The sequence below is a fragment of the uncultured Roseibium sp. genome, assembly GCF_947496995.1.
Taxonomy (GTDB): Bacteria; Pseudomonadota; Alphaproteobacteria; order Rhizobiales; family Stappiaceae; genus Roseibium.
On record NZ_CANMFD010000003.1, the window covers coordinates 143,284 to 163,747 of the forward strand.

Here is a 20,464-nt window from a genome sequence, read left to right on the forward strand (position 1 = left end):
TTCAGGCGGCAGCGCCGCCGCTGGCATGCAGCGGTGTCCGCTTTACGTCGCCGAGATCCCGCTTCAGCACCATATCCATGAAACTGGATAACATGGCCTGGTCCAGTTTCGGTCCCATCTTCTTCATGATACCGAAGGCGACCCGAGCCGGAACGCCATCCTTGTAGGCCCGTATCTCGGTAAGGGCGGAGAAGATGTCGCAGATCGTCATCAGGCGGACCTGCGCCGAGATCCGGCTGCCATCCAGCCCCAGCGGGTACCCGGACCCATCCAGATATTCGTGATGCTGGATCGCGATTTTCTTGATTGCGACCGAAACTTCCAGGCGTGGCTTGAGGATATCGCGGCCGAATACCGGATGCTTGTTTATGATCTTGCGTTCTTCTTCGGTAAGCTTGTCCGGCTTGTCGAGAATGGAGAGTGGAATGCGCATCTTGCCGATGTCATGCACCAGCCCCCCGGCGATCACTTCCTTACATTCTTCTTCCGGCCAGCCCAGATGCATGGCGAACATGCCCGCAACACCGGCCACCATCAGGGAATGACTGTAGGTGCCGCTGTGATGGGTATGCACGGCCTCCAGCCAGGGCGAGAGACCGTGGAGCGAGAGCGCCTCCAGCAGTTCTTCGGCGCTGGCGTTCAGGAGATTCATCTGGATGGGTGAGCCTTCCACAGCCGAAAGGCAGAGGCTTTGCAGAAACGCGTTGCTTTTCCGGTAGGCTTCAACGGTTTGCGCGGGCGCATCCTCAGGCAGGGCAGCACAGAGGTCTTCGTTGACGAGAGCGTTGATCCGTTTCAGCAGCAGAATGAGCGGGGCGTCGCGATCGCATAATTGCGAACTTCCGAGCGCCGCAGCCTGAATGGTCTCTCGGCGGGACTTCCTGTCAACCAGGCAGATGACCGGAACAGAGGCGAGATGGTCCCAGGCCGCCTTGAGCGCTGTCAGTCCGGCATCGGTTGCGTCCTGCAATTCCACGACAGCGATTTTTGCGTCCACAACCGTTCGCGGCGACAAGCTGACCATATCGACCAGCCGCGCGGCGAAGAAAAAAGGGAGCTTGCGCGCAGGTGAATCGACTGGAAGAGGTCCGTCCGAAATCAGAACAATTTCCACTCTCTGCCCCCAACTCGAGTCCATTTAAATGCTCACGACAAGTCTAACCGTTTAATCATGAACAAACTCTAGCAGAGAACGCGCAATTTTCTTTAAAATACGCTTAAAATCATCCTGTAAAGCGCCCCATAAGTTCCTTTTTGCTGAGCAAAAAACCACTTCCGCGCCACTCTTCTTCCAAAGACTTGAGAAAACTACCTAGTTTAGGGCCTGGCGGATGCCCCGCCCCGATCAGGTCGGCCCCCTTCAGGGGGAACTCCGGCACAGGTTCCGTCCGCAGATCTGAAAGCAGATCGGCAAACCTGTCATCGCCCGCGGCTTTCCGGGCCCGCAGCTGCGCCCACACCGCGAGCAGCCCGTCGATAGCCCCCTGGCGGCCGAAATCGTAAAGAAGCGCGGCGGCGGATGGCAGGTTGAGCGGATCTTTCAACCGTTTCATCACCGCCCAGGCGGCTTTCATCCTCTTGCCTTCCGCATTGGAAAGGCGGAGCCGGTCGCAGACCCGTTCGAGATCCTCGTGAACGAAACCGGCAAGAACGACCAGTGCAAGTTCCGCGTCCCTGGTCTCCGGGGCAAGGTCTTCCAGTCCGCGCAAGGCATCGAAGTCCTCGATGCGCGCAAGTCCCCCCGTTGCGATTTCCCAGAGCCCGCAGTCGTTCATGAGGCGCACGGCCGGGGCAGCCCGCCGCGCACGCAGGAGACGGCGCATCTCGTGACCGATCCGTTCGCCGGACAACTGCCGCAGGCCCTCTCTCTGTCGCAAGCAGGCCCCCAATCCGTCCTTGTCCATGTCGCCCTCGCCGTAGGCGGCAAAGATCCGGAAGAAGCGCAGGATGCGGAGATAGTCTTCGCGGAGGCGCGCATCCGGGTCGCCGATGAAGCGGACGTGCCCGGCAAGACAATCCTTCAGGCCGGAAAGAGGATCGTACAGACGGCCATGCCTGTCGGCATAGAGCGCGTTCATGGTGAAATCCCGGCGCTCTGCGTCCCTCACCCAGTTTGTGCCGAAGACCACCCGCGCCTGGCGTCCGAAGGTCTCCACGTCTTCGCGCAAGGTGGTGACCTCATACGGGAACCCGCGGCTCACGACAGTCACCGTTCCATGGTCGAGGCCGGTTCCAATGGCTTTCAGGCCAGCTGCGCGCGCACGCGCCATCACGTCCTGCGGCAAGGCGGTGGTCGCGATATCGACGTCCGGCACCGGATGCCCCAGAAGCGTATTGCGAATGGCGCCGCCGACGACGCGCGCCTCGTCGCCATCCTGTTCGATGGCGGAGAACACAGCCTGGACAGCCGCGCTCTGCAGCCAGTCCGCCCGGGCAAGTATGTCGTCCGCAGCAGATGACATGGTGTTATTCGAACCGTCCGGGAACAAAAACGCCGTCCTGCATTCCGGACGGTGTGAAGTCCATGCCTTGCGGACCGCGCTCGAGCATGGCCATTCCGGCGAGACCCGCAATGACCAGGACGAGCCCGGCAAGCGTCAGCCAGGCGATCGGCCCCTTGGACCAGCGATCCGGATGGCCGCCCCGCTTGCTGAGCCACAGCCAGAGCGCGTAGCAGAAGAACGGCAGCAGAAACAGAAACAGGTGCGTAAGGACAATTCGAAGCATCAGCGATATACCGTTTCGTAAAAGGAGTGGATGATACCGGCGGTAACACCCCAGATATACCGTTCACCGAAGGGCATGGCGTAAAAGTAGCGCCGGCGCCCCTCCCAGTTCCGGCTCAACTTCTGGTGGTTGGCGGGGTCCATGAGAAAAGCCAGAGGCACTTCGAATATGTCATCGACTTCCTCCGGATTTGGACGGAAAGCGGTTGCCTCCGTGACAGCCCCGACGACCGGAACGACGCGATAGCCGGAGCCGGTCAGGTAGGGTGCCAGGCTGCCGAGAAGCTCGACACGCTTCGGCTGGAGACCGATTTCCTCCTCTGCCTCCCGCAGCGCAGCGGCGACCGGCCCCTCGTCCTGCGGATCGATCTTGCCTCCGGGCAGGGCGATCTGGCCCGCATGGGAATTCAGATGCCCGGTGCGCTGGGTCAGGATCACATTTGGACCATCCCGGCTGTCAACCAGTCCGATCAGGACGGCGGCATCCCGGGGCGGGCCCTCCCATCTTGCATAGGGGCCCAGATCCGGGTTGAGAATGTGGTCGCCCGTTTCCAGTTCACGGTTTCGCTCTGAGGCGTCCGCGAGGCGCTCCCGCAGGTACTGCGCCCAGTCGGATCCGGTACTTGAAGTGTTCACAAGGGGAGCAGTCATGAAGTCAGCCGTCTGGGTTCGTTTCAGGGATCGGGTGTTCATTCCGGCGCGTCGAGCAGGTCGCGAGGCAGGTTGAAAAACGCACCTCCGCTCCAGACCCCCAATGCCACACCATTTCCCTCTTCTCGTTCTTCCAGCATGTCCGCAAGCTCATACATCAGGGCGCGCGTGAACAGCGCCTCGAGCCTGCCTCTGACAAGAACATAGGGCTTGAGGCCGCCGCTGTCCGTTTCTTTTTCAAACCGCAGCGGATGATCGGGTCCCACGGTCACGAGATCCCCGAGATTTGTCCGAAGCGTCACAGCCCGGTTTTCCCCCTCGCCCTCCACCGCCATTTCGACGGCGAGCAAAGGTGCATCCTCCACGGTGATGCCGATTTTTTCCACCGGAGTGACCAGATAGTGCCTGCCGTCCGCATCCTTGCGCAACACCGACGCAAACAACCTGACGAGCCGTTCGCGGCCGATGGGTGAACCGAGATAGTGCCAGGTTCCGTCCCGCGCGATCCGGATGTCGAGATCCCCGCAGAAGGGCGGATTCCATTTTTCCACCGGAGGCAGCGCGCGATCCCCGCCATCCGCGCGGCTCATCAGCGCTTTCAGGCCTTCCGGCATCATCTTGCCGATATCGGTGGAACGGTCGGTCATGGATCTTCTCTTCTCCGGCCGGATGTGAGGTTTTCACCGGCGGCAATTTCGCCGCCGCCATCATTCCTACAAGGGAAACACGTGCGAGTCAGGGCGCAAGGCACCGCGAAATTTAACAGTTCCGATCCTCTCGCAATTGTCATTGTTCTTTTTCAGCCCCGCAAAAGCGCGAGTTTTCCCCAATCCATGGAAAGATTCTTCGACCTTTCCACTGTATGGCGCACATTTGCGCCTTATCTACCCTTTCATATGGTGTCAGAGTGTTTGAGTCGCAGCAGCCTGAGCAGGGCGCTTTCCATTCCGGCACGGCCGCCGGAAGATGAATTAAGGGAAAGGTGATTAATGAGCGTTGTTTCCCCCAACACCCCGACCGAACAGGATCTTGCCGCCGTGGCGGAGAACGCCGAGCGTGCGGTCAACCGCATCACGGACGCCAGGGCGGACATTGCACGGATCATCTTCGGGCAGGAAACCGTGGTCGAGCAGACCCTCGTCACCATCCTCGCCGGCGGCCACGGGCTTCTGGTGGGCGTTCCCGGGCTCGCCAAGACCAAGCTTGTGGAGACGCTCGGCACCGTGCTCGGGCTCGACGCTCGCAGGATTCAGTTCACCCCGGACCTGATGCCCTCCGATATTCTCGGTGCCGAAGTGATGGAACAGAGCTCGGATGGCGGCCGTTCCTTCCGTTTCATCCCCGGCCCCGTGTTCTCCCAGCTTCTGATGGCCGACGAGATCAACCGTGCCAGCCCGCGCACCCAGTCGGCGCTGCTGCAGGCCATGCAGGAATATCACGTCACGGTGGCGGGAAATCCTCATAACCTCCCGCGGCCTTTTCATGTGCTCGCGACCCAGAACCCGCTCGAGCAGGAAGGCACCTACCCGCTGCCCGAAGCCCAGCTCGACCGCTTCCTGATGCAGATCGACGTTCACTATCCCGATCTGGAGGCAGAACGGCGTATCCTGCTGGAAACCACCGGAGCCGAGCAGGCCACGGCCCGAACCGCCATGACAGCCGAGGAACTGATGGAATATCAGCAACTCGTGCGCCGCATGCCGGTTGGCGAATCCGTGGTGGAGGCTATCCTCAAGCTCGTGCGCTCTGCGCGGCCGGAAGAAGGCGCTGCCGCTTCGGACGTCACCAACCTGATCGCCTGGGGACCGGGACCACGCGCCAGTCAGGCCCTGATGCTGACCGTGCGGGCCCGCGCGCTTGTGGATGGCCGTCTGGCGCCCTCCGTGGACGACGTTCTCGCACTTGCCGAACCGATCCTGCAGCACCGCATGGCCCTGACCTTCGCCGCGCGGGCGGACGGGCACACAGTCCGCGACGTGATCACCCGGGTCAAAGAGAAGATCGCCTGATCCCACCCACACTCTCCCAGGAGCCAGACGGAATGGATCCCAGTAGCACGACGGCAGGCATTGACCAGGGCACATGGCCGAATGTGATCGGCGAAGCTCGTACAGTCGCGGACGCGCTGCCGGATCTGCTGGTCGATGCCAACCATGTCGCCAGTTCCATCATCTCCGGATGGCACGGCCGCCGCCGCGCCGGTCCCGGCGAAAGCTTCTGGCAGTTCCGTCCCTTCAACATGGGAGAACCGGCAAAGCGCATCGACTGGCGCCGCTCCGCCCGGGACGACAGTCTTTACGTCCGCGAACGGGAATGGGAAGCCGCTCATACGGTCTGGCTCTGGGCCGATCTTTCCTCGTCGATGGTCTTTCAGTCCCGTCTTGCGGGCGTCAGCAAGCGCGACCGGGCCATCGTGCTCATTCTGGCGCTGGCCGACATGCTGGCGGAAACCGGCGAACGCATCGGCCTTCCGGGTCTGACACGGCCGTTTTCCGACCGCCGCGCCGCCGAGAGGCTCGCCGACGCCCTGACCCATCTTTCCAGACCTGTCGCCCTGCCAGACACCATCGCGGTGAAACGCTTTGCGGATGTAGTGCTGATCTCCGACTTCCTCGATCCCCTCGAGGAAATCGCCGAATGGATCGCCAGACTGGCGGGCACCGGCGCCCGCGGTCATCTGGTCCAGGTGCTCGACCCTATAGAGGAAACCTTTCCCTTTGACGGCCGCGTCGAATTTACCGACCCGGAAAGAGGCATCCGCCTGACGGCCGGACGGGCCGAGAACTGGCGCGAGGATTACAAGAACAAGCTGGAAGCCCACAGGGCGGAAATCCGGGACATGGCCCGCAGGGCTGGATGGACCTATGTTCTTCATCATACGGACCGACCGGCATCCGAACCCTTGCTGGTCTTGCACAGCGCGCTTTCGGGTGCGCTGGATGTCATGCAGAGAGGAGGCGTCTGACCCGTGTTAGCCGGTCTGCCCCTGACGTTCACCGCGCCCTGGATCCTGGCGGCGCTCGCCCTTTTGCCGGTCATCTGGTGGCTGTTGCGGATGACCCCGCCGCGCCCGCGTGAAATCGCCTTTCCGCCCACGCGCCTGCTGCTCGGCATCGATCAGCACGAGGAAACGCCGCAGCGCAGCCCCTGGTGGCTGACCCTCTTGCGCCTGCTTCTGACCGCCATCCTGATCGTCGCCCTCGCCGGCCCTGTCTGGCGCTCCGCCGAACCGGTCGAAACCGGGCAAGGTGTGCTCTGGATGCTGGTGGACAACGGCTGGACCTCCGCGAGAGGCTGGGGCGCGCAGGTGAGCGCGGCCGAGCAGATCCTCATGACTGCCGAGCAGGACGGCCAGCCGGTGCTGTTTGCCGCCACCGCCGAGGGACCCGCCCAGAATTTCACGCCGGAGGCCGCTGCAAGCGCCCTTGAAAAACTGCGTGCCCTGGAACCCCGGCCCTATCCGCCACGGCGCAGCGAACTGAACATCGGTCTGCGCGAAGCGGCCCGCTCGTCGCCTCCCGGCGCCGTCGTCTGGCTCTCCGACAGCACCAGCACCCGGGACAGCTTCCTGACCGATCTCGCGCAAACCATCGGCCAGGTCCCCGTCACGGTTCTGACCGGTCTCGAAACGCCTATGGGCCTGAAAGATCTGGCGAACGACGCGGACGCGCTTTCACTGACGGTTGTCCGTCATCCGGACCAGCAACTCAGCTCCGCGACCATAAGGGCCCTCGATCTCAAGGGGCTCGTGCTTGGCGAGGTTCAGGCCAGTTTTGACGCCGATGCCACTGAAACCACGGCCAGCTTCGACCTGCCGAGCGAACTGCGCAACGATATCGCCCGGGTGGAAATCTCCGGACAGGCAGCGGCCGGGGCCGTGCAACTTGTCGACGACAGCTGGCGCCGACGGACCGTTGGCCTGATTTCCGGCCAGTCCGGCGATCTCGATCAGCCGCTTCTGTCGCCGGTCTACTACCTTGAGCGCGCACTCGCTCCGTTTTCGGACATCCGCCGTCCCCGGGACAGCGACATCGCCGTAGCCGTGCCCGCCCTGATCGATCAGGGCATCTCGGTACTGGTACTGGCCGATGTCGGCCGCCTGCCCGACACGACGGTGCAGACCCTGCGCGATTGGGTGCAGAACGGCGGCACGCTAGTGCGTTTTGCCGGCCCCCGAACCGCCGGCGGCAGCGACGAGCTGATCCCCGTGCGTCTCAGGGCCGGTGACCGCTCACTCGGCGGTTCCCTCTCCTGGAAACAGCCTCAGCATCTTGCAGCTTTCCCCGAAGGTTCGCCCTTCTCCGGCCTGAAGGTGCCCGAGGAAGTGGCCGTCACCCGTCAGGTTCTGGCGGAGCCCACGTCCGATCTACCCGACCGCACATGGGCGATGCTGGAGGATGGCACGCCACTGGTCACCGCTGTCTCCATCGGAGCCGGCAGTGTGGTGCTCTTTCACGTTACCGCGGACTCCTCATGGTCGAACCTGCCGCTGTCCGGCGTTTTCCTGAACATGCTGCGCCGGATCCTCGCCGTCTCCAATGTCGCGGCAGCTTCCGAAACCGCCGAGGACGGCACACCGTCCCAGAGTGTTCTGCCGCCGCTGCGCCTTCTCGACGGCTATGGCCGCTTCGGCCCGCCGCCGGTTGAAGTCACGCCGGTCGGCGCCGCCGCTTTCCGCGAAGCGGAAGCCAGCCGCAGGACACCGCCGGGCCTCTACGGCACGGAAGACGGTTTCCGCGCGCTGAACCTGATGCAAAGCGACGATGCCCTTCTGCCGCTGGATCTTGCCGCCTTCGAAGGCGACGCCACAGAAGCCCCCTATCCCGCCTCCGATCCTCTGGACCTCAGATCCGTGTTCTTCACCCTGGCTTTCCTTTTGATGGTCGTCGATGCGATCGCCGTCTTCCTGCTGGCCGGCGGCCTGAGCCGTCTCGGGCTTCGCGGCAGGGCCGCGAGCATGGCATTTGCCATCGCGGTTGGCGGAATGGCATTGGCGGCTGTCACGCCCGATGCCGCCCGTGCACAGTCCACTTCAGCGGACGTGCAGGCTCTGGAATCGACCCTGCAGACCCGGCTCGCCTATGTGCTGACCGGCAATCCGGAAATCGACGACACCAGCGCCGCAGGCCTCTCCGGCCTGACCCAGTTCCTCGCCGAGCGCACCGCTCTTGAACCAGGATCGCCGATTGCAATTGATATCGCCAGAGACGAACTGTCCTTTTATTCCCTGCTCTATTGGCCGATCGATCCGGCCGCGGACAAACCCGACGACGCAACGATCGCGCGCATCGACACCTTCATGCGCAATGGCGGCACGATCCTGTTCGACACGCGCGACCATATCAACGCGACCGCCAACGAATTTGCCTCCACACCGGCAACCCTCAAACTGCGTGAGATTCTCGAAGACCTGGATGTCCCGCCGCTTGAGCCGGTTCCCCTCGATCATGTGCTGACCAAGGCGTTTTATCTGCTTGATTCATTTCCCGGCCGTTATGCGACCAGCCCCTTGTGGGTGGAAAGCCTGGAGGAAAGCACGGCAAGGGGTGATCGACCAGTGCGCGCCGGCGACGGGGTTTCCCCCATCCTGATCACCGGAAATGACTTTGCCGCCGCCTGGGCGATTTCCGAGACCGGAGAATTCATGTTTCCGACGGTGCCGAACAGTCTGTCGCAGCGCGACTATGCCTTCCGGTCCGGCGTCAACATCGTCATGTACGGCCTGACCGGCAACTACAAAGCCGACCAGGTGCATATCCCTGCCCTGCTCGAACGGCTTGGACAATAGGAACCCCGATGGTCTGGTCCCTCTCCTTCGACCCCTTGCTGCCCATGTGGGCACTCTACGCCGGCATTGCCGTCGCGGTCCTTGTCGCTGCGGTAACAGGGTTCCTCAAGCTGCGCGGCTGGGTCCTGCGGGCAGGCACCATGGCCCTGCTACTCCTGGCACTGGCCAATCCGGCCGTCGAGCGTGAAGACAGGGAACCGCTGACCAGTGTCGTCGCCCTCGTTGTCGACAAGAGCCAGAGCCAGCGTCTCGCCGACCGCCAGTCGACGACCGAAGAAGCCGCGGAACTCCTGCAGGAGCGGATCGGAGCCTTGGAGGGATTTGAAACCCGGGTACTGGAAGCGCGCAATTCGGGATCCGGAGACGGAACGGAAGTCTTTAACACGCTGTCCAACGGTCTGGCGGATGTGCCGCCCGAACGGGTCGGCGGCGTCATCGTCGTAACCGACGGCCAGATCCACGACATACCGGAAAATGCCGGTGCCCTTGGCTTCGATGCCCCCGTGCACGGCCTGATTACCGGAACGCCGGACGAACGCGACCGGCGCCTCGTCCTCGACAAGGCCCCCAGGTTCGGTCTCGTGGGATCGGAGCAGACCGTCAGCATGACCGTGGTCGACCAGGGCCAGGGAACCGGACCGGGCGACCAAGTCCGCGTCACAGTCAAGCGCGATGGCGATGTCGTCACTCAGCGCACCGCCCGCACGGGTGAGAAGATCGATATTCCCGTCGAGATCGCCCATGGCGGCGACAATATCTTCGAATTCGACGCCGAGCCCCTGAACGATGAACTGACCACGCTGAACAACCGGGTCGTCGTCACAATCGACGGCATCCGGGAAAATCTGCGTGTGCTGCTGGTTTCCGGTTCCCCCCATGCAGGCGAACGTACCTGGCGCAATCTGCTGAAATCGGATGCCTCGGTCGACCTTGTCCATTTCACAATCCTGCGCCCGCCTGAAAAGCAGGACGGCACCCCCATCAACCAGCTGTCGCTGATCGCCTTTCCGACCCGCGAGCTGTTCTCCGTCAAGATCGACGAGTTCGACCTGATCATCTTTGACCGCTACGTGCGTCGCGGTGTGCTGCCGATGCTCTATTTCGACAACATCGCCCGTTATGTGCGCGATGGCGGCGCGGTCCTGCTGGCCGGCGGCCCCGATTACGCCGAAGGCGGCAGTCTTTACAGAACCCCGCTTGCCCCCATCCTTCCTGCCCGGCCGACAGGCACCGTCCTGGAACAACCTTTCCATGCCACGCTCGCCGACATCGGAAAACGTCACCCCGTCACGAGAGGCCTGCCCGGCGCGGAACAGGATCCGCCGGCCTGGAGCCGCTGGTTCCGGGCGGTCGATACCGAACTTGACGCCGGCCAGGCCCTGATGTCCGGGCCCAGCGATACGCCGCTTCTGGTGCTGAACCGGGAGGGCGAAGGACGCGTCGCCATGCTGCTGTCAGATCACGTCTGGCTGTGGGCGCGCGGCTTTGAAGGCGGCGGACCGCATGTGCCGCTGCTGCGCCGCCTGGCCCATTGGCTGATGCAGGAGCCTGATCTCGAGGAAGAAGCGCTGAATGTATCGCTTCTAGGTCAGGAGCTGGTCATCGAGCGCCAGACACTCGGCGATACGGTCGGCGATGTGAACGTTGTCTCACCCACGGGCGAACGCTGGGATATCGCCATGGCCGAGCAGGAGCCCGGTCTGTGGCGCGGCAGCCTGCCAGTCAGCGAAACAGGGCTTTTTGCCGTCTCTGACGGAGAAATGAATGCGCTCATTCACGTCGGACCGCAAAATCCGCGCGAATATACCGATGTCCTGTCCACGACCGAAGTTCTTGACCCGATCAGCGAGGCGACAGGTGGCGTGTCCCGGCGCCTGCGCGATATCGGCGGCGAGCTGGATTTGCCGCGCGTCGTCTCCATGCGCCAGTCGGCAAGTTACGCCGGAAACGGCTGGATCGGCCTGAAGGCGACGGAGGCCAGCGTCCTCAACGGCGTTGACCGCTATCCGCTGATGATCGGCCTTCTCGGTCTTGCCCTGCTCCTTGGAGCGCTATCGCTCACCTGGTACCGCGAAGGACGCTAAAGGGGAAGTACCAGTCGTCCCCGGTCGCGGGACAGCAGAGCCCGTTCCCTAAAGCTGCCCGCCATGCACCGCGCCTTCAGGCATCTCGCTGCCGTTCAGCAGCGCGATGAGCAGGCGGGCCGGATCGACAGGTCCCGGCAGGGTGATGCGGCCGAAAGGCACCTGCTGGAAGCCGAACGGGCTGTAGTAAGGCGCGTCTCCCACAAGAAGCACGGCCGTGTCGCCTGCAGCTTCGGCAGCATCCATGGCGGTGCGCATCAGCGCTTTGCCGAGACCGCGGTTCTTGAAATCGGGAGAAACTGTCAGCGGCCCCAGAAGCAGCGCCTTGCTTTGCCCGATGCTGATCGGCGTCAGGCGGATCGAGCCTGCAACCTGCGCGCCCACCAGAGCGACGAAGGACAGGTCCCCGCGATGCGGTATGTTTTCCCGGATACGGAATGCGGTCCGCGCAAATCTGCCCGGTCCGAAGGCTTCGGCCTGGAGGGTATCGATTGCGGTGACATCGGAGGCGTCTTCGGGCCGGATAACCCAGGAGGTCTGTTTCATTTTTCTGTACTCAGCAGGCAGTCTTCAGGAAAGGCGCGCCTGCCGATGGCCCAGATGAAACATATCAAGGAAGTCCGGGATCAGGTCAGCCGCGACGGTGCGGACGAGAAATGTCTCGTCGGCCGGTTCGTCGTCGGAGTGTCAGACCTGCGGTCATTTTTCCCAGTCTCTTAAAGTCGCGCGGGGAACTTCGATATATCCCCGGCATTTCCTTCGTATGAGGGCCAAGCGGTTACCATGCAAACGTGCACCAGGTCCAGCGCTTTTTGCGCACCGGGATTGTTCAGCTTCTTCGAACAAACCATTCAGCCGATTGATTTTCGCGGTACGCGCACGACGTACTGCGGTATTGGAAGACAGCATTTCGACGGTTGCAGGACTTTCGAAATTTCAACAGGTCAAAACCGGGCGGACCCGTTTCAGGTCTCCGCGCATGAAACGGGTTGGTCCAGGGAGAAAGATATGGGTTTATTGGTTGACGGCGTCTGGAAAGACCAGTGGTACGATACAAAATCAACCGGCGGACGCTTTGTCCGCAAGGAGTCCTCTTTCCGCAACTGGATCACGGCTGACGGAAGCGCCGGTCCCAGCGGGAAAAGTGGTTTCAGGGCCGAGCCGGACCGCTATCACCTGTTTGTCTCCTATGCCTGCCCCTGGGCGCATCGCACCATGGTTTTCCGAAAGCTGAAGGGGCTGGAAGATCTGATCTCCCTGTCGGCGGTACAGCCGCTGATGCTGGAGAACGGCTGGGAGTTCGCCAAGATCGACCCGCACACAGGCGCGAAATACGCCTGGCACATCTATGTGAAGGCGGACCCGCACTATACCGGCCGCACCACGGTGCCGATCCTTTGGGACAAGCGGGAGAACACCATCGTCAGCAATGAATCTTCCGAAATCATCCGGATGTTCAATTCCGCGTTCGACGGTCTCACCGGCTCAAGTGAGGATTTCTATCCCGAGGATCTTCGCCAGGAAATCGACACGATCAACGAACGCGTCTACCACACCGTCAACAACGGGGTTTACAAATCCGGCTTCGCCACGACCCAGGACGCATACGATGAAGCCGTGACGGCCCTCTTCGAGACACTGGACTTCCTGGAAGACCGGCTCACGGGGCAACGCTATCTGGCCGGCGAGCGCATGACCGAAGCCGACTGGCGTCTGTTCACCACGCTTGTGCGTTTCGATGCGGTCTATGCCACCCACTTCAAATGCAACATCCGCCGCATCGAGGACTATCCTGCCCTGTCAGGCTACCTGCGTGAGCTTTACCAGGTGCCGGGCATTGCCGACACGGTGGATATGGCGACGATCAAGCAGCACTATTACGGCTCCCATGAAAGCATCAACCCGCACCGCATCGTCCCGCTCGGCCCGGACCTCGACTTCATGAGACCGCATGACCGCGGCCGCCTGAAAGCAGCTGCCTGAACGCGCTGTCGTCCCGGCCCTACCATCGGGCGGACGGGAATTCCCCTGCCTGAAATTCTGCCAGCCTCCGGACGGTCGCTCCGCTGACATCTTCCGGCAATTGCCCCAGTGCGAAAAACGCGGCCTCCAGCACTTCCGCATTGGGCTGCAGGAAACCTGCGTCTTGTATCCAGTCCTGAATGTGAAACAGGCCGACATGATCCCGGCCCGACGCCTGCTCGTTCAGATAGACATTCAGCAGGACCGGCCGGCTGACGCAGGCAATGCCAACCTCTTCCTGAACCTCCCGACGGGCTGCTTCCTCCAGGGTCTCGCCCCTGTCGACACCACCGCCCGGCAGATACCAGCCTGCCACATAACTGTGCCGGACCAGCAGGATCTGGTTCTGCGCATCCTCGACGATGACCCTCACACCAAGCGTGTAGGGGTTGCGTAGGCGGCTGATCCCCTGGAGCAGCCGCGTGGTCCATCGGGTCTGCAGACAAGACAGGATCCTCAACATTCACCTCAAAGGACAAGACCGAATTGTGAAGTAAAACTTAATTAACCCATGCATTTCTTGCAGGGCAGGCAGATCAGAATAACGCTACTCATTTGGGCGTTACTTGCATACATAACGTGCAACTTGATGAATTTGCAGGCAACCAAAACGTTTGCCGCCCTTGAAGGAAAATCCGATGTTCAGCGCCCTGTTTGGCAAACGCCGTATCCGCCGCAGCCACTATCAGTGGAAACCGGCAATCGATCTCAGCAATCCGCGCATTGCTGCAGCCCTCGCAACCTTCCCGACCAACTACTAAGTCTGGTAACGGATCTCACACGGAGATAACCGATGTTCGGTTTTGTGAATGTAGTCGGCGCCACGTTGCGCGAGACCACCCGCACCGTCGGCGGTTCCCCTGCCGGAAAGGGCCAGACCGCGAAGCCTCAGGTCAAACGCTCTAGGGCCTCCGCCTGATCCTCTAGGTTTGCCGTAAAATTCAAAGCGCCGCGTTATTTTCCTTGACGCGGCGCTTTTTGCTTTGAAGATGCGCTCCCATGTTCAAGCTTGCCCATCTGTCCGATCCGCATCTGGGTCCTCTGCCGGATCCCAAACTCCTGCAACTGTTTTCAAAACGTCTGCTCGGTTATCTGAACTGGCATCGAAACCGCTCGAGGATCATGGGCGGCAGCTACCTGGAACAGCTTGTCGAAAACATGAAGATCCAGGCGCCGGACCACATTGCGGTCACCGGTGATCTGGTGAATATCGCCCTTCCGCTGGAAATCTCGGGCGCAAGAACCTGGCTGGAAGAAGTCGGCGAGCCGGAAAATGTCTCCGTCGTCCCGGGCAATCACGACGCCTATGTCCGCGGAGCCGTCCGCAAGGCCCGCAAGGCCTGGTGGCCGTATATGTCCGGCGACGACGCGCAGGACGCGCCTTCCGAACGCGGCAAACCTGAAGCCACTTTCCCCTATATCCGCAGACGTGACGGCGTTGCCCTCATCGGCGTCACGACCGGCCGCGCAAGCGCTCCCTGGTTCGCGACAGGCCGTGTCGGCAGCCGCCAGAGCAAGCGCTTGAAGAAGATACTGGAAGACCTCGGCAAAGAGGATCTCTTTCGGGTCGTGATGCTGCATCACCCGCCGTTCAAGAACGCCACGCGCTGGCACAAACGGCTTTCCGACGCATCAAGGGTACGGGCGGTCGTCAAGAAGGCGGGCGCCGAACTGATCCTGCACGGACACACCCATATCGCCAGCATCGACAATATCGATGGTCCGAACGGCCCGGTCCCGGTCATCGGCGTTCCCTCGGCGACGAGCGCGCCGGGAGGCTCCAAACCGGCCGCCCGCTACAATCTCTTTACGATCGAAAAAACCGGCCCCGGCTGGACATGCCGCATGGAAGAACATGGCTTTGCCGAGCCGGACACGCCGGTCACGCTGCTGGAGGACCATCAGCTGACCATTCCCGACAGGGTCTGAATTCAAGTCTGCCGGCTCAGGCCGCCAACCGGTATCAGAACGGGTTGGCGAACCAGGCGAAGGCGACCAGACCGACGACACCTGCTGCGATGCCCACGCCGAAAGCGCCGGCGACAGCCAGCCAGGGTGTGCGACTTTCCTTGACCCGGATCACCTTGGAGTCGAGCGCGACTTCGCGCAGCCGGTTGTTGAGCCAATCCCCCTCAAGCGCCTTTTCCCGCTCCAGCACCCGTTCGGCGATATACTCGGTCAGGCAATCGGCCATGTCGTCGATGTTTGCGGTTTCCAGGATGACGACACGGCCAAGGCGCGTATCCTTCAGGAACCGATAGGTACGGCGGTCGCCGCCGACGGCCACATGGCTGGTGGCATCGATCCACAGGCGCGGCGTTGAACCGGAGATGATCTGCAGCGAGAACTGATCGTCGTCGTCAGGGATCTCCGTAAAGACATCCTTCAGCTCGTCCGCCAGCATATCCAGCCTGGCCCGTTCTGTTTCCTGCAGTTCGACCACCACGTCCGAGCGCTCGACCTCGCCAAGCTGAACCTTGCGGATCGCATCGCGCAAGGACCGCATGCGCGTATGGGGGACAACGTTATCCTGCATTTCAGACATGAGGCGCCTGACTCCGTTTTTTTTGCCGCTGGTTTATGGGTCCACACCCTAGAGTCCTATCCGACTCCCCCGTCAGGAAGACAGGCTTGCAGGCCTTCTCCTCAGGCTATCCACCGGCAATGATCCATTCATGGTTAATTGAGATTAGGAGATTTTTAACCCTGAGACCAGCAGTGCCGCACTGGTCTGTGCCCTATTCATGGGTTATGCAGAAACAATTCGCTGAATTCCGGGAGTTTTGCCATGAATGTCGACGGAAAGAAATATCGCACGATCTGGCTCGCGGAAGACGGTGCATCTGTCGAGATCATCGACCAGACGAAGTTTCCCTATGCATTCGAGATCGCGAAACTCCACACCATGGAAGACGCCGCCCATGCGATTCGCGTCATGCAGGTGCGCGGTGCCCCGCTCATCGGGGCGACCGCCGCTTACGGCGTCGCGCTGGCCATGCGCGCCGATCCCTCCGACGCCTCCCTTCATGCCGCCTGCTCGGCGCTGCTTGAAACCCGTCCGACCGCCGTCAATCTGCATTGGGCGCTGGACCTGGCGCGAAAATCGCTGCTGCGTGTCGCCCCGGAAAATCGGGCGGCAGCCGCCTTCACGCTCGCCTCCGACATCTGCGACGAAGACATCGCCATCAACATGGCCATCGGCATGCACGGCATGGAGCTCATTGCCGAAATCGCCCGTACCAAGCGCGAGGGGGAACCGGTGAACATTCTCACCCACTGCAACGCCGGCTGGCTGGCGACAGTGGACTGGGGCACGGCGACCGCACCGATCTACATGTGCCATGAGGGCGGCATTCCGGTCCATGTCTGGGTGGACGAGACCCGTCCGCGCAATCAGGGCGCTTTCCTGACCGCCTGGGAGTTGGGCCACCATGGCGTGCCGCACACGGTGATCGTCGACAATGCCGGCGGACATCTCATGCAGCATGGCGAGGTCGACATGGTGATCGTCGGCACCGACCGCACGACGGCAACGGGCGACGTCTGCAACAAGATCGGCACCTATCTGAAGGCGCTGGCCGCAAAGGACTGCGGGGTGCCCTTCTATGTCGCCCTGCCCTCGCCGACCATCGACTTTTCCCTGTCCGACGGCGTTCGGGAGATCCCGATCGAGGAGCGCGGCGGCGCGGAAGTCAGCCGCATGACCGGCAGGACCGATAGCGGCGGCGTGGAAACCATCAACATCGTCGCGGAAGGATCGCCTGTCGGCAATCCAGCCTTCGATGTCACCCCCGCCCGTCTGGTCACCGGCCTGATCACCGAGCGCGGCGTTCTTGCCGCAAACCGCAAAGCCATAGCGGAAGCCTTCCCCGAGCGGGTTAAGGTCAGCGCCTGAAACCTGACTGAGCCGGGTCTCAGCCGATCACCGGCACATGCGGCGCCTTCTCCCTGGGGTAAAGCCCCATCAGGCGCGGATCGTCGGCGATTTCAACCGACCGCTTGCAGGGCCTGAAACCGCAGGACTGATAGAACCTCATTGCCTGCGGACTGTCCGCGGTGCAGGTATGCAGCCAGAGCCGTCTGGTTTCCGGACGCGCCCAGGCCATCTCCACAGCCTGCGCCATCAGCCAGCGGCCCGCGCCACCTCCGATTGCCGCCGGTATCAGACCGAAATAGGAAATCTCCGGCTCCTCGGGCTTCGCATAATCAATCTCAAGCGTTCCGACAGGAGCCCCATCGCGCTTTGGCAGAAAAATCTCGCGCGTCGGTTCGCGGAGTATCTTCTCCAGCGCGGCATCCTCCTGGATAAGCCGTCCGAACCAGATCCAGTCCTCGCCGATCTGGCGGAAGAGCCGCCGATACGCGTCAATATCCGGCGAAGGCCACCGGTCCAGCGTCAGATCGTCTCTCGCCTGGGCAAGCGGTGCTTCCGGCGCCTTCAGCATCTCGAGATTAGTCACCACGACAGCGACTTTCCCGTCCGGGATATCCCAAAAGCCATTCATGTCGAGCGTCTGTCCGGGCATCTTGTCTCCAGAAGCGGTTAGCGGTCTTTCTGCGCTTACCAGCTGCGCGCAAGGATACCAAGTGCCCATACCGTTCTAGCCGTCGTGAACCTGATGGGCACATTTGCACAATGCGACAGGTTAACGCGTCATTAACTCTGTTATGGGAAGGTCGTCAGGTATCCAGGAAAGATGCGCTGATGGCAAAAGTCGGAAATTACATTCAACGAGACTACCACGGAACCTACAGCTCGAAGAAAAAGTCGACCTGGTCGGACTTCAACAAGTCCTGGGGCGCGCGGCGAGCAGCCGCTGCTGAGAAAATGCAAAACCTGCGCACGATTGCCCACAACTTCAACACCATCAGCACCTATTCCTCTCAGGCAAACACAAGTCTCGTGATGCAGAGTCGCGGCAGCCAGAGTGTCTACTCCAGCCCGACCGCGGTCATGTCCCGCATCAACGTTGTGATCTGAAGCGCAGCCTCTCAGAAAAATTCCGTCAGATTGACCCGATGGTCTTCAGCTTGATCCGCGGATGAACTTCCGCCTGGCTCATGATCGTCGTGTGCGCCCGGAAACGCTCGACGATCGAGCGCACGAAGGGTCGTGTCAGCGGCGAGGTCAGCAGAACGGGGACTTCGCCCAATTGTGCGGCCTCCTCGAAGGCGTCTCTCACCTTGCCGACGAATTCCTGCAGCTTGCTCGGCTGCATGGCCAGTTGGCGGTCATCCCCTTCACCGACAATCGATTCCAGGAACGCCTGCTCCCATTGCGGTGACAGCGCAATCAGCGGCAGATACCCGCCGGGGGCGAGATTGGCGGCGCAGATCTGCCGTCCGAGCCGCGAACGCACGTGCTCCGCGATGGTGTCGGTGTTGCGGCTCATGCCGGTTGCCTCCGAGACCCCTTCCAGGATCGTGCCGAGATCGCGGATGGAGATGCGTTCGTTGAGCAGCGCCTGAAGAACCCTTTGAACACCGGAGACGGTGATCTGCGAGGGAACCAGATCCTCGACAAGCTTGGCCTGCTCGCCCTGCAGCTCCTTCAGAAGTTTCTGAACGTCGCCATAGGTCAGAAGCTCGCTGATGTTGGCCTTGATCGTTTCCGTCAGGTGGGTGGACAGCACCGTCGCCGGATCGACAACCGTATAGCCACGCAGCGAGGCATCCTCGCGGTACTGGGCCTCCACCCAGGTCGCGGGCAGGCCGAAGGTCGGTTCCGTCGTGTGCGTGCCCGGCAGTTTCACCTGACCGCCCGCCGGATCCATGACCATGAAGTGGTTAGGGTAGAGAATACCGCGGCCGGCCTCCACTTCCTTGACCTTTATGACGTAGTCGTTGGCGCCGAGCTGGATGTTGTCGAGGATACGCACGGGCGGCATGATGACACCCATGTCGCCGGCAATCTGGCGGCGCAGCGCCTTGATCTGCTCGGTCAGGACGTCGCTTTCCCCCTGTGCCTTGCCGTTGATCAGCGGCAGCAGGGCGTAGCCCAGTTCGATCCGCAGCTCGTCCATCTTGAGGGCGTCTGTAATCGGCGGCTCCGGGAGCGGCTTGGGCGCATCGTCGACGGCCTTTTTCTCCGCGACCTTTGTCGCTTCCCGCTTCTTCTTCGCCCCGACCTGATAGGCCAGATACCCAGCCAGGCCGGCAAGGCCCAGGAACGGGACCATCGGCATGCCCGGCAACATCGCCAGGATAACCATGACCATAGCCGACATGCCGAGGGCCTTGGGATAGCCCGTGAACTGGCTGGTCAACGCCTTGTCGGCCGCGCCATGCACACCGGCCTTGGACACCAGCAGGCCGGCCGCTGTCGAGACGATCAGCGCCGGGATCTGCGACACGAGGCCGTCACCGATCGTCAGCAGCGTGTAATTGTTGGCCGCCTCCGAGAACGTCAGATCCATCTGGGCGACGCCGATGAAGATGCCGCCGAGAATATTGATGAAGGTGATCAGGAGGCCGGCGATCGCATCGCCGCGCACGAATTTCGAGGCACCGTCCATGGCCCCGAAGAACGAGCTTTCGTCTTCCAGCACCTTGCGCCGGGTCTTGGCTTCCGCTTCATCGATCAGACCGGCGGACAGATCCGCGTCGATCGCCATCTGCTTGCCGGGCATCGCGTCGAGCGTGAAGCGCGCCGCGACTTCCGCGATACGCCCGGAACCCTTGGTGATAACGACGAAGTTCACGATCACCAGAATCGCGAACACGATGATCCCGATGACGAAATTCCCGCCCATGACAAGATTGCCGAAGGACTGGATGACGTTCCCCGCCGCAGCCGTCCCCTCATGGCCGTTGGCCAGGATCAGACGTGTGGACGCGATGTTGAGCCCCAGCCGCAACATGGTCGCGATCAGAAGAACAGTCGGGAACGACGAGAATTCCAGGGGTCTCTGGATGAACAGACCGGTCATCAGAACCATGACCGAGAAAATGATCGACACCGCCAGGAACATGTCCAGCATCACCGGCGGCATGGGCAGGATCAGCAGGGTCAGGATCACCAGAATACCGGTGGCAAGGCCGATATCCCCGGTGCGCAGGGTGTCGATCACCTCACGGATGCGCGGCAGGCCGTTGAAAGCCGCAGCAGCCGGCGCAGCCGGGGCTGCCGCCGCTTGCTGCTCTGCCGGAGGTCCGCCCGACCCGCCCTGTCCGCCTGCTGCCGTGTCCGACAT

The 20,464-nt window shown here is 62.0% G+C and carries 20 protein-coding genes; 10 read left to right on the forward strand and 10 right to left on the reverse strand.

Features of this window, described 5'->3' with window-relative positions; translation table 11 throughout:
- Position 1: 1 nt before the first annotated feature.
- From Q1B40_RS13515 to Q1B40_RS13535, 5 genes are all read right to left on the reverse strand, one after another.
- Positions 2-1,114: an HD domain-containing phosphohydrolase gene (locus tag Q1B40_RS13515; protein ID WP_299815377.1), complete on the reverse strand. Its 1,113-nt coding sequence runs from the start codon at positions 1,112-1,114 to the stop codon at positions 2-4.
- 109 nt (positions 1,115-1,223) lie between these two features.
- Positions 1,224-2,462, reverse strand: a complete 1,239-nt coding sequence (locus Q1B40_RS13520) for a CCA tRNA nucleotidyltransferase (protein WP_299815380.1) — start codon at positions 2,460-2,462, stop codon at positions 1,224-1,226.
- Between the two features lie 4 nt (positions 2,463-2,466).
- Positions 2,467-2,727, reverse strand: coding sequence for a DUF6111 family protein (locus tag Q1B40_RS13525; RefSeq protein WP_299815383.1), 261 nt, complete (start codon positions 2,725-2,727; stop codon positions 2,467-2,469).
- Entirely contained in the window at positions 2,727-3,377 is a 651-nt protein-coding gene (locus tag Q1B40_RS13530; RefSeq protein ID WP_299815386.1) for a CoA pyrophosphatase, read from the reverse strand. Before Q1B40_RS13530 ends, Q1B40_RS13525 begins: the two co-directional genes overlap by 1 nt.
- A 38-nt stretch (positions 3,378-3,415) precedes the next feature.
- Entirely contained in the window at positions 3,416-3,994 is a 579-nt protein-coding gene (locus Q1B40_RS13535) for a DUF1285 domain-containing protein (RefSeq protein WP_299816520.1), read from the reverse strand.
- Positions 3,995-4,366: 372 nt separating this feature from the next.
- Between Q1B40_RS13535 and Q1B40_RS13540 the strand changes: the two genes are divergently transcribed.
- Genes Q1B40_RS13540 through Q1B40_RS13555 form a run of 4 tightly spaced genes read left to right on the forward strand, consistent with a single transcriptional unit; the run spans position 4,367 to position 11,249 of the window.
- Positions 4,367-5,386, forward strand: a complete 1,020-nt coding sequence (locus tag Q1B40_RS13540; RefSeq protein ID WP_299815389.1) for a MoxR family ATPase — start codon at positions 4,367-4,369, stop codon at positions 5,384-5,386.
- 32 nt (positions 5,387-5,418) lie between these two features.
- Positions 5,419-6,342 (forward strand): DUF58 domain-containing protein, encoded by a 924-nt coding sequence (locus Q1B40_RS13545; protein WP_299815392.1) that lies wholly within the window; start codon positions 5,419-5,421, stop codon positions 6,340-6,342.
- A gap of 3 nt (positions 6,343-6,345) precedes the next feature.
- On the forward strand, positions 6,346-9,165 hold the full coding sequence (locus Q1B40_RS13550) for a DUF4159 domain-containing protein (protein ID WP_299815395.1): 2,820 nt from the start codon (positions 6,346-6,348) through the stop codon (positions 9,163-9,165).
- Between the two features lie 8 nt (positions 9,166-9,173).
- Complete coding sequence (locus tag Q1B40_RS13555; protein ID WP_299815398.1) at positions 9,174-11,249, forward strand: hypothetical protein; 2,076 nt, start codon at positions 9,174-9,176, stop codon at positions 11,247-11,249.
- A gap of 48 nt (positions 11,250-11,297) precedes the next feature.
- Here Q1B40_RS13555 and Q1B40_RS13560 read toward each other — a convergent pair whose 3' ends face one another.
- Positions 11,298-11,795, reverse strand: coding sequence for a GNAT family N-acetyltransferase (locus Q1B40_RS13560; RefSeq protein ID WP_299815401.1), 498 nt, complete (start codon positions 11,793-11,795; stop codon positions 11,298-11,300).
- Positions 11,796-12,257: 462 nt separating this feature from the next.
- On the opposite strand from Q1B40_RS13560, the gene Q1B40_RS13565 reads away from it, so the two are divergent.
- Positions 12,258-13,232: a glutathione S-transferase family protein gene (locus Q1B40_RS13565; protein WP_299815404.1), complete on the forward strand. Its 975-nt coding sequence runs from the start codon at positions 12,258-12,260 to the stop codon at positions 13,230-13,232.
- Positions 13,233-13,251: 19 nt separating this feature from the next.
- Here Q1B40_RS13565 and Q1B40_RS13570 read toward each other — a convergent pair whose 3' ends face one another.
- Positions 13,252-13,734 carry an NUDIX domain-containing protein gene (locus Q1B40_RS13570; protein ID WP_299815407.1) on the reverse strand — a complete coding sequence of 161 codons (483 nt, stop codon included), beginning with the start codon at positions 13,732-13,734 and terminating at the stop codon, positions 13,252-13,254.
- Between the two features lie 175 nt (positions 13,735-13,909).
- On the opposite strand from Q1B40_RS13570, the gene Q1B40_RS13575 reads away from it, so the two are divergent.
- The 3 genes from Q1B40_RS13575 to Q1B40_RS13585 all read left to right on the forward strand — a co-directional run bounded on the left by Q1B40_RS13575 (position 13,910) and on the right by Q1B40_RS13585 (position 15,200).
- Entirely contained in the window at positions 13,910-14,032 is a 123-nt protein-coding gene (locus Q1B40_RS13575) for a hypothetical protein (RefSeq protein ID WP_279625817.1), read from the forward strand.
- A 32-nt stretch (positions 14,033-14,064) separates the two neighbouring features.
- Complete coding sequence (locus Q1B40_RS13580) at positions 14,065-14,190, forward strand: hypothetical protein (RefSeq protein ID WP_299815416.1); 126 nt, start codon at positions 14,065-14,067, stop codon at positions 14,188-14,190.
- Positions 14,191-14,270: 80 nt separating this feature from the next.
- Complete coding sequence (locus Q1B40_RS13585) at positions 14,271-15,200, forward strand: metallophosphoesterase (RefSeq protein ID WP_299815419.1); 930 nt, start codon at positions 14,271-14,273, stop codon at positions 15,198-15,200.
- A 34-nt stretch (positions 15,201-15,234) separates the two neighbouring features.
- Here the strand turns inward: Q1B40_RS13585 and Q1B40_RS13590 are convergent, their stop codons facing one another.
- Positions 15,235-15,816 carry a hypothetical protein gene (locus Q1B40_RS13590; RefSeq protein WP_299815422.1) on the reverse strand — a complete coding sequence of 194 codons (582 nt, stop codon included), beginning with the start codon at positions 15,814-15,816 and terminating at the stop codon, positions 15,235-15,237.
- A gap of 243 nt (positions 15,817-16,059) precedes the next feature.
- Here Q1B40_RS13590 and mtnA point away from each other — a divergent pair, with 243 nt between their 5' ends.
- Complete coding sequence (mtnA, locus tag Q1B40_RS13595) at positions 16,060-17,166, forward strand: S-methyl-5-thioribose-1-phosphate isomerase (protein ID WP_299815425.1); 1,107 nt, start codon at positions 16,060-16,062, stop codon at positions 17,164-17,166.
- 19 nt (positions 17,167-17,185) lie between these two features.
- On the opposite strand, the gene Q1B40_RS13600 is transcribed toward mtnA, so the two are convergent.
- A complete protein-coding gene (locus tag Q1B40_RS13600; RefSeq protein WP_299815428.1) occupies positions 17,186-17,797 on the reverse strand; it encodes a GNAT family N-acetyltransferase in 612 nt (203 codons plus the stop codon).
- A gap of 179 nt (positions 17,798-17,976) precedes the next feature.
- On the opposite strand from Q1B40_RS13600, the gene Q1B40_RS13605 reads away from it, so the two are divergent.
- Positions 17,977-18,252: a flagellar biosynthesis protein gene (locus tag Q1B40_RS13605; protein WP_299815431.1), complete on the forward strand. Its 276-nt coding sequence runs from the start codon at positions 17,977-17,979 to the stop codon at positions 18,250-18,252.
- Positions 18,253-18,277: 25 nt separating this feature from the next.
- Here the strand turns inward: Q1B40_RS13605 and flhA are convergent, their stop codons facing one another.
- The gene (flhA, locus tag Q1B40_RS13610) at positions 18,278-20,464 is read right to left on the reverse strand and encodes a flagellar biosynthesis protein FlhA (protein ID WP_299815434.1); all 2,187 of its coding nucleotides are present in this window, start codon (positions 20,462-20,464) and stop codon (positions 18,278-18,280) included.

Excerpts from the sequence above, each read along its gene's own strand:
- Q1B40_RS13520 (WP_299815380.1), bottom strand. The coding sequence starts at position 2,462 with ATGTCATCTGCTGCGGACGACATACTTGCCCGGGCGGACTGGCTGCAG.
- Q1B40_RS13525 (WP_299815383.1), bottom strand. The coding sequence starts at position 2,727 with ATGCTTCGAATTGTCCTTACGCACCTGTTTCTGTTTCTGCTGCCGTTC.
- Q1B40_RS13530 (WP_299815386.1), bottom strand. The coding sequence starts at position 3,377 with ATGACTGCTCCCCTTGTGAACACTTCAAGTACCGGATCCGACTGGGCG.
- Q1B40_RS13535 (WP_299816520.1), bottom strand. The coding sequence starts at position 3,994 with ATGATGCCGGAAGGCCTGAAAGCGCTGATGAGCCGCGCGGATGGCGGG.
- Q1B40_RS13540 (WP_299815389.1), top strand. The coding sequence starts at position 4,367 with ATGAGCGTTGTTTCCCCCAACACCCCGACCGAACAGGATCTTGCCGCC.
- Q1B40_RS13545 (WP_299815392.1), top strand. The coding sequence starts at position 5,419 with ATGGATCCCAGTAGCACGACGGCAGGCATTGACCAGGGCACATGGCCG.
- Q1B40_RS13555 (WP_299815398.1), top strand. The coding sequence starts at position 9,174 with ATGGTCTGGTCCCTCTCCTTCGACCCCTTGCTGCCCATGTGGGCACTC.
- Q1B40_RS13560 (WP_299815401.1), bottom strand. The coding sequence starts at position 11,795 with ATGAAACAGACCTCCTGGGTTATCCGGCCCGAAGACGCCTCCGATGTC.
- Q1B40_RS13565 (WP_299815404.1), top strand. The coding sequence starts at position 12,258 with ATGGGTTTATTGGTTGACGGCGTCTGGAAAGACCAGTGGTACGATACA.
- Q1B40_RS13570 (WP_299815407.1), bottom strand. The coding sequence starts at position 13,734 with ATGTTGAGGATCCTGTCTTGTCTGCAGACCCGATGGACCACGCGGCTG.
- Q1B40_RS13575 (WP_279625817.1), top strand. The coding sequence starts at position 13,910 with ATGTTCAGCGCCCTGTTTGGCAAACGCCGTATCCGCCGCAGCCACTAT.
- Q1B40_RS13580 (WP_299815416.1), top strand. The coding sequence starts at position 14,065 with ATGTTCGGTTTTGTGAATGTAGTCGGCGCCACGTTGCGCGAGACCACC.
- Q1B40_RS13585 (WP_299815419.1), top strand. The coding sequence starts at position 14,271 with ATGTTCAAGCTTGCCCATCTGTCCGATCCGCATCTGGGTCCTCTGCCG.
- Q1B40_RS13590 (WP_299815422.1), bottom strand. The coding sequence starts at position 15,816 with ATGTCTGAAATGCAGGATAACGTTGTCCCCCATACGCGCATGCGGTCC.
- mtnA (WP_299815425.1), top strand. The coding sequence starts at position 16,060 with ATGAATGTCGACGGAAAGAAATATCGCACGATCTGGCTCGCGGAAGAC.
- Q1B40_RS13600 (WP_299815428.1), bottom strand. The coding sequence starts at position 17,797 with ATGCCCGGACAGACGCTCGACATGAATGGCTTTTGGGATATCCCGGAC.
- Q1B40_RS13605 (WP_299815431.1), top strand. The coding sequence starts at position 17,977 with ATGGCAAAAGTCGGAAATTACATTCAACGAGACTACCACGGAACCTAC.
- flhA (WP_299815434.1), bottom strand. The coding sequence starts at position 20,464 with ATGTCGGACACGGCAGCAGGCGGACAGGGCGGGTCGGGCGGACCTCCG.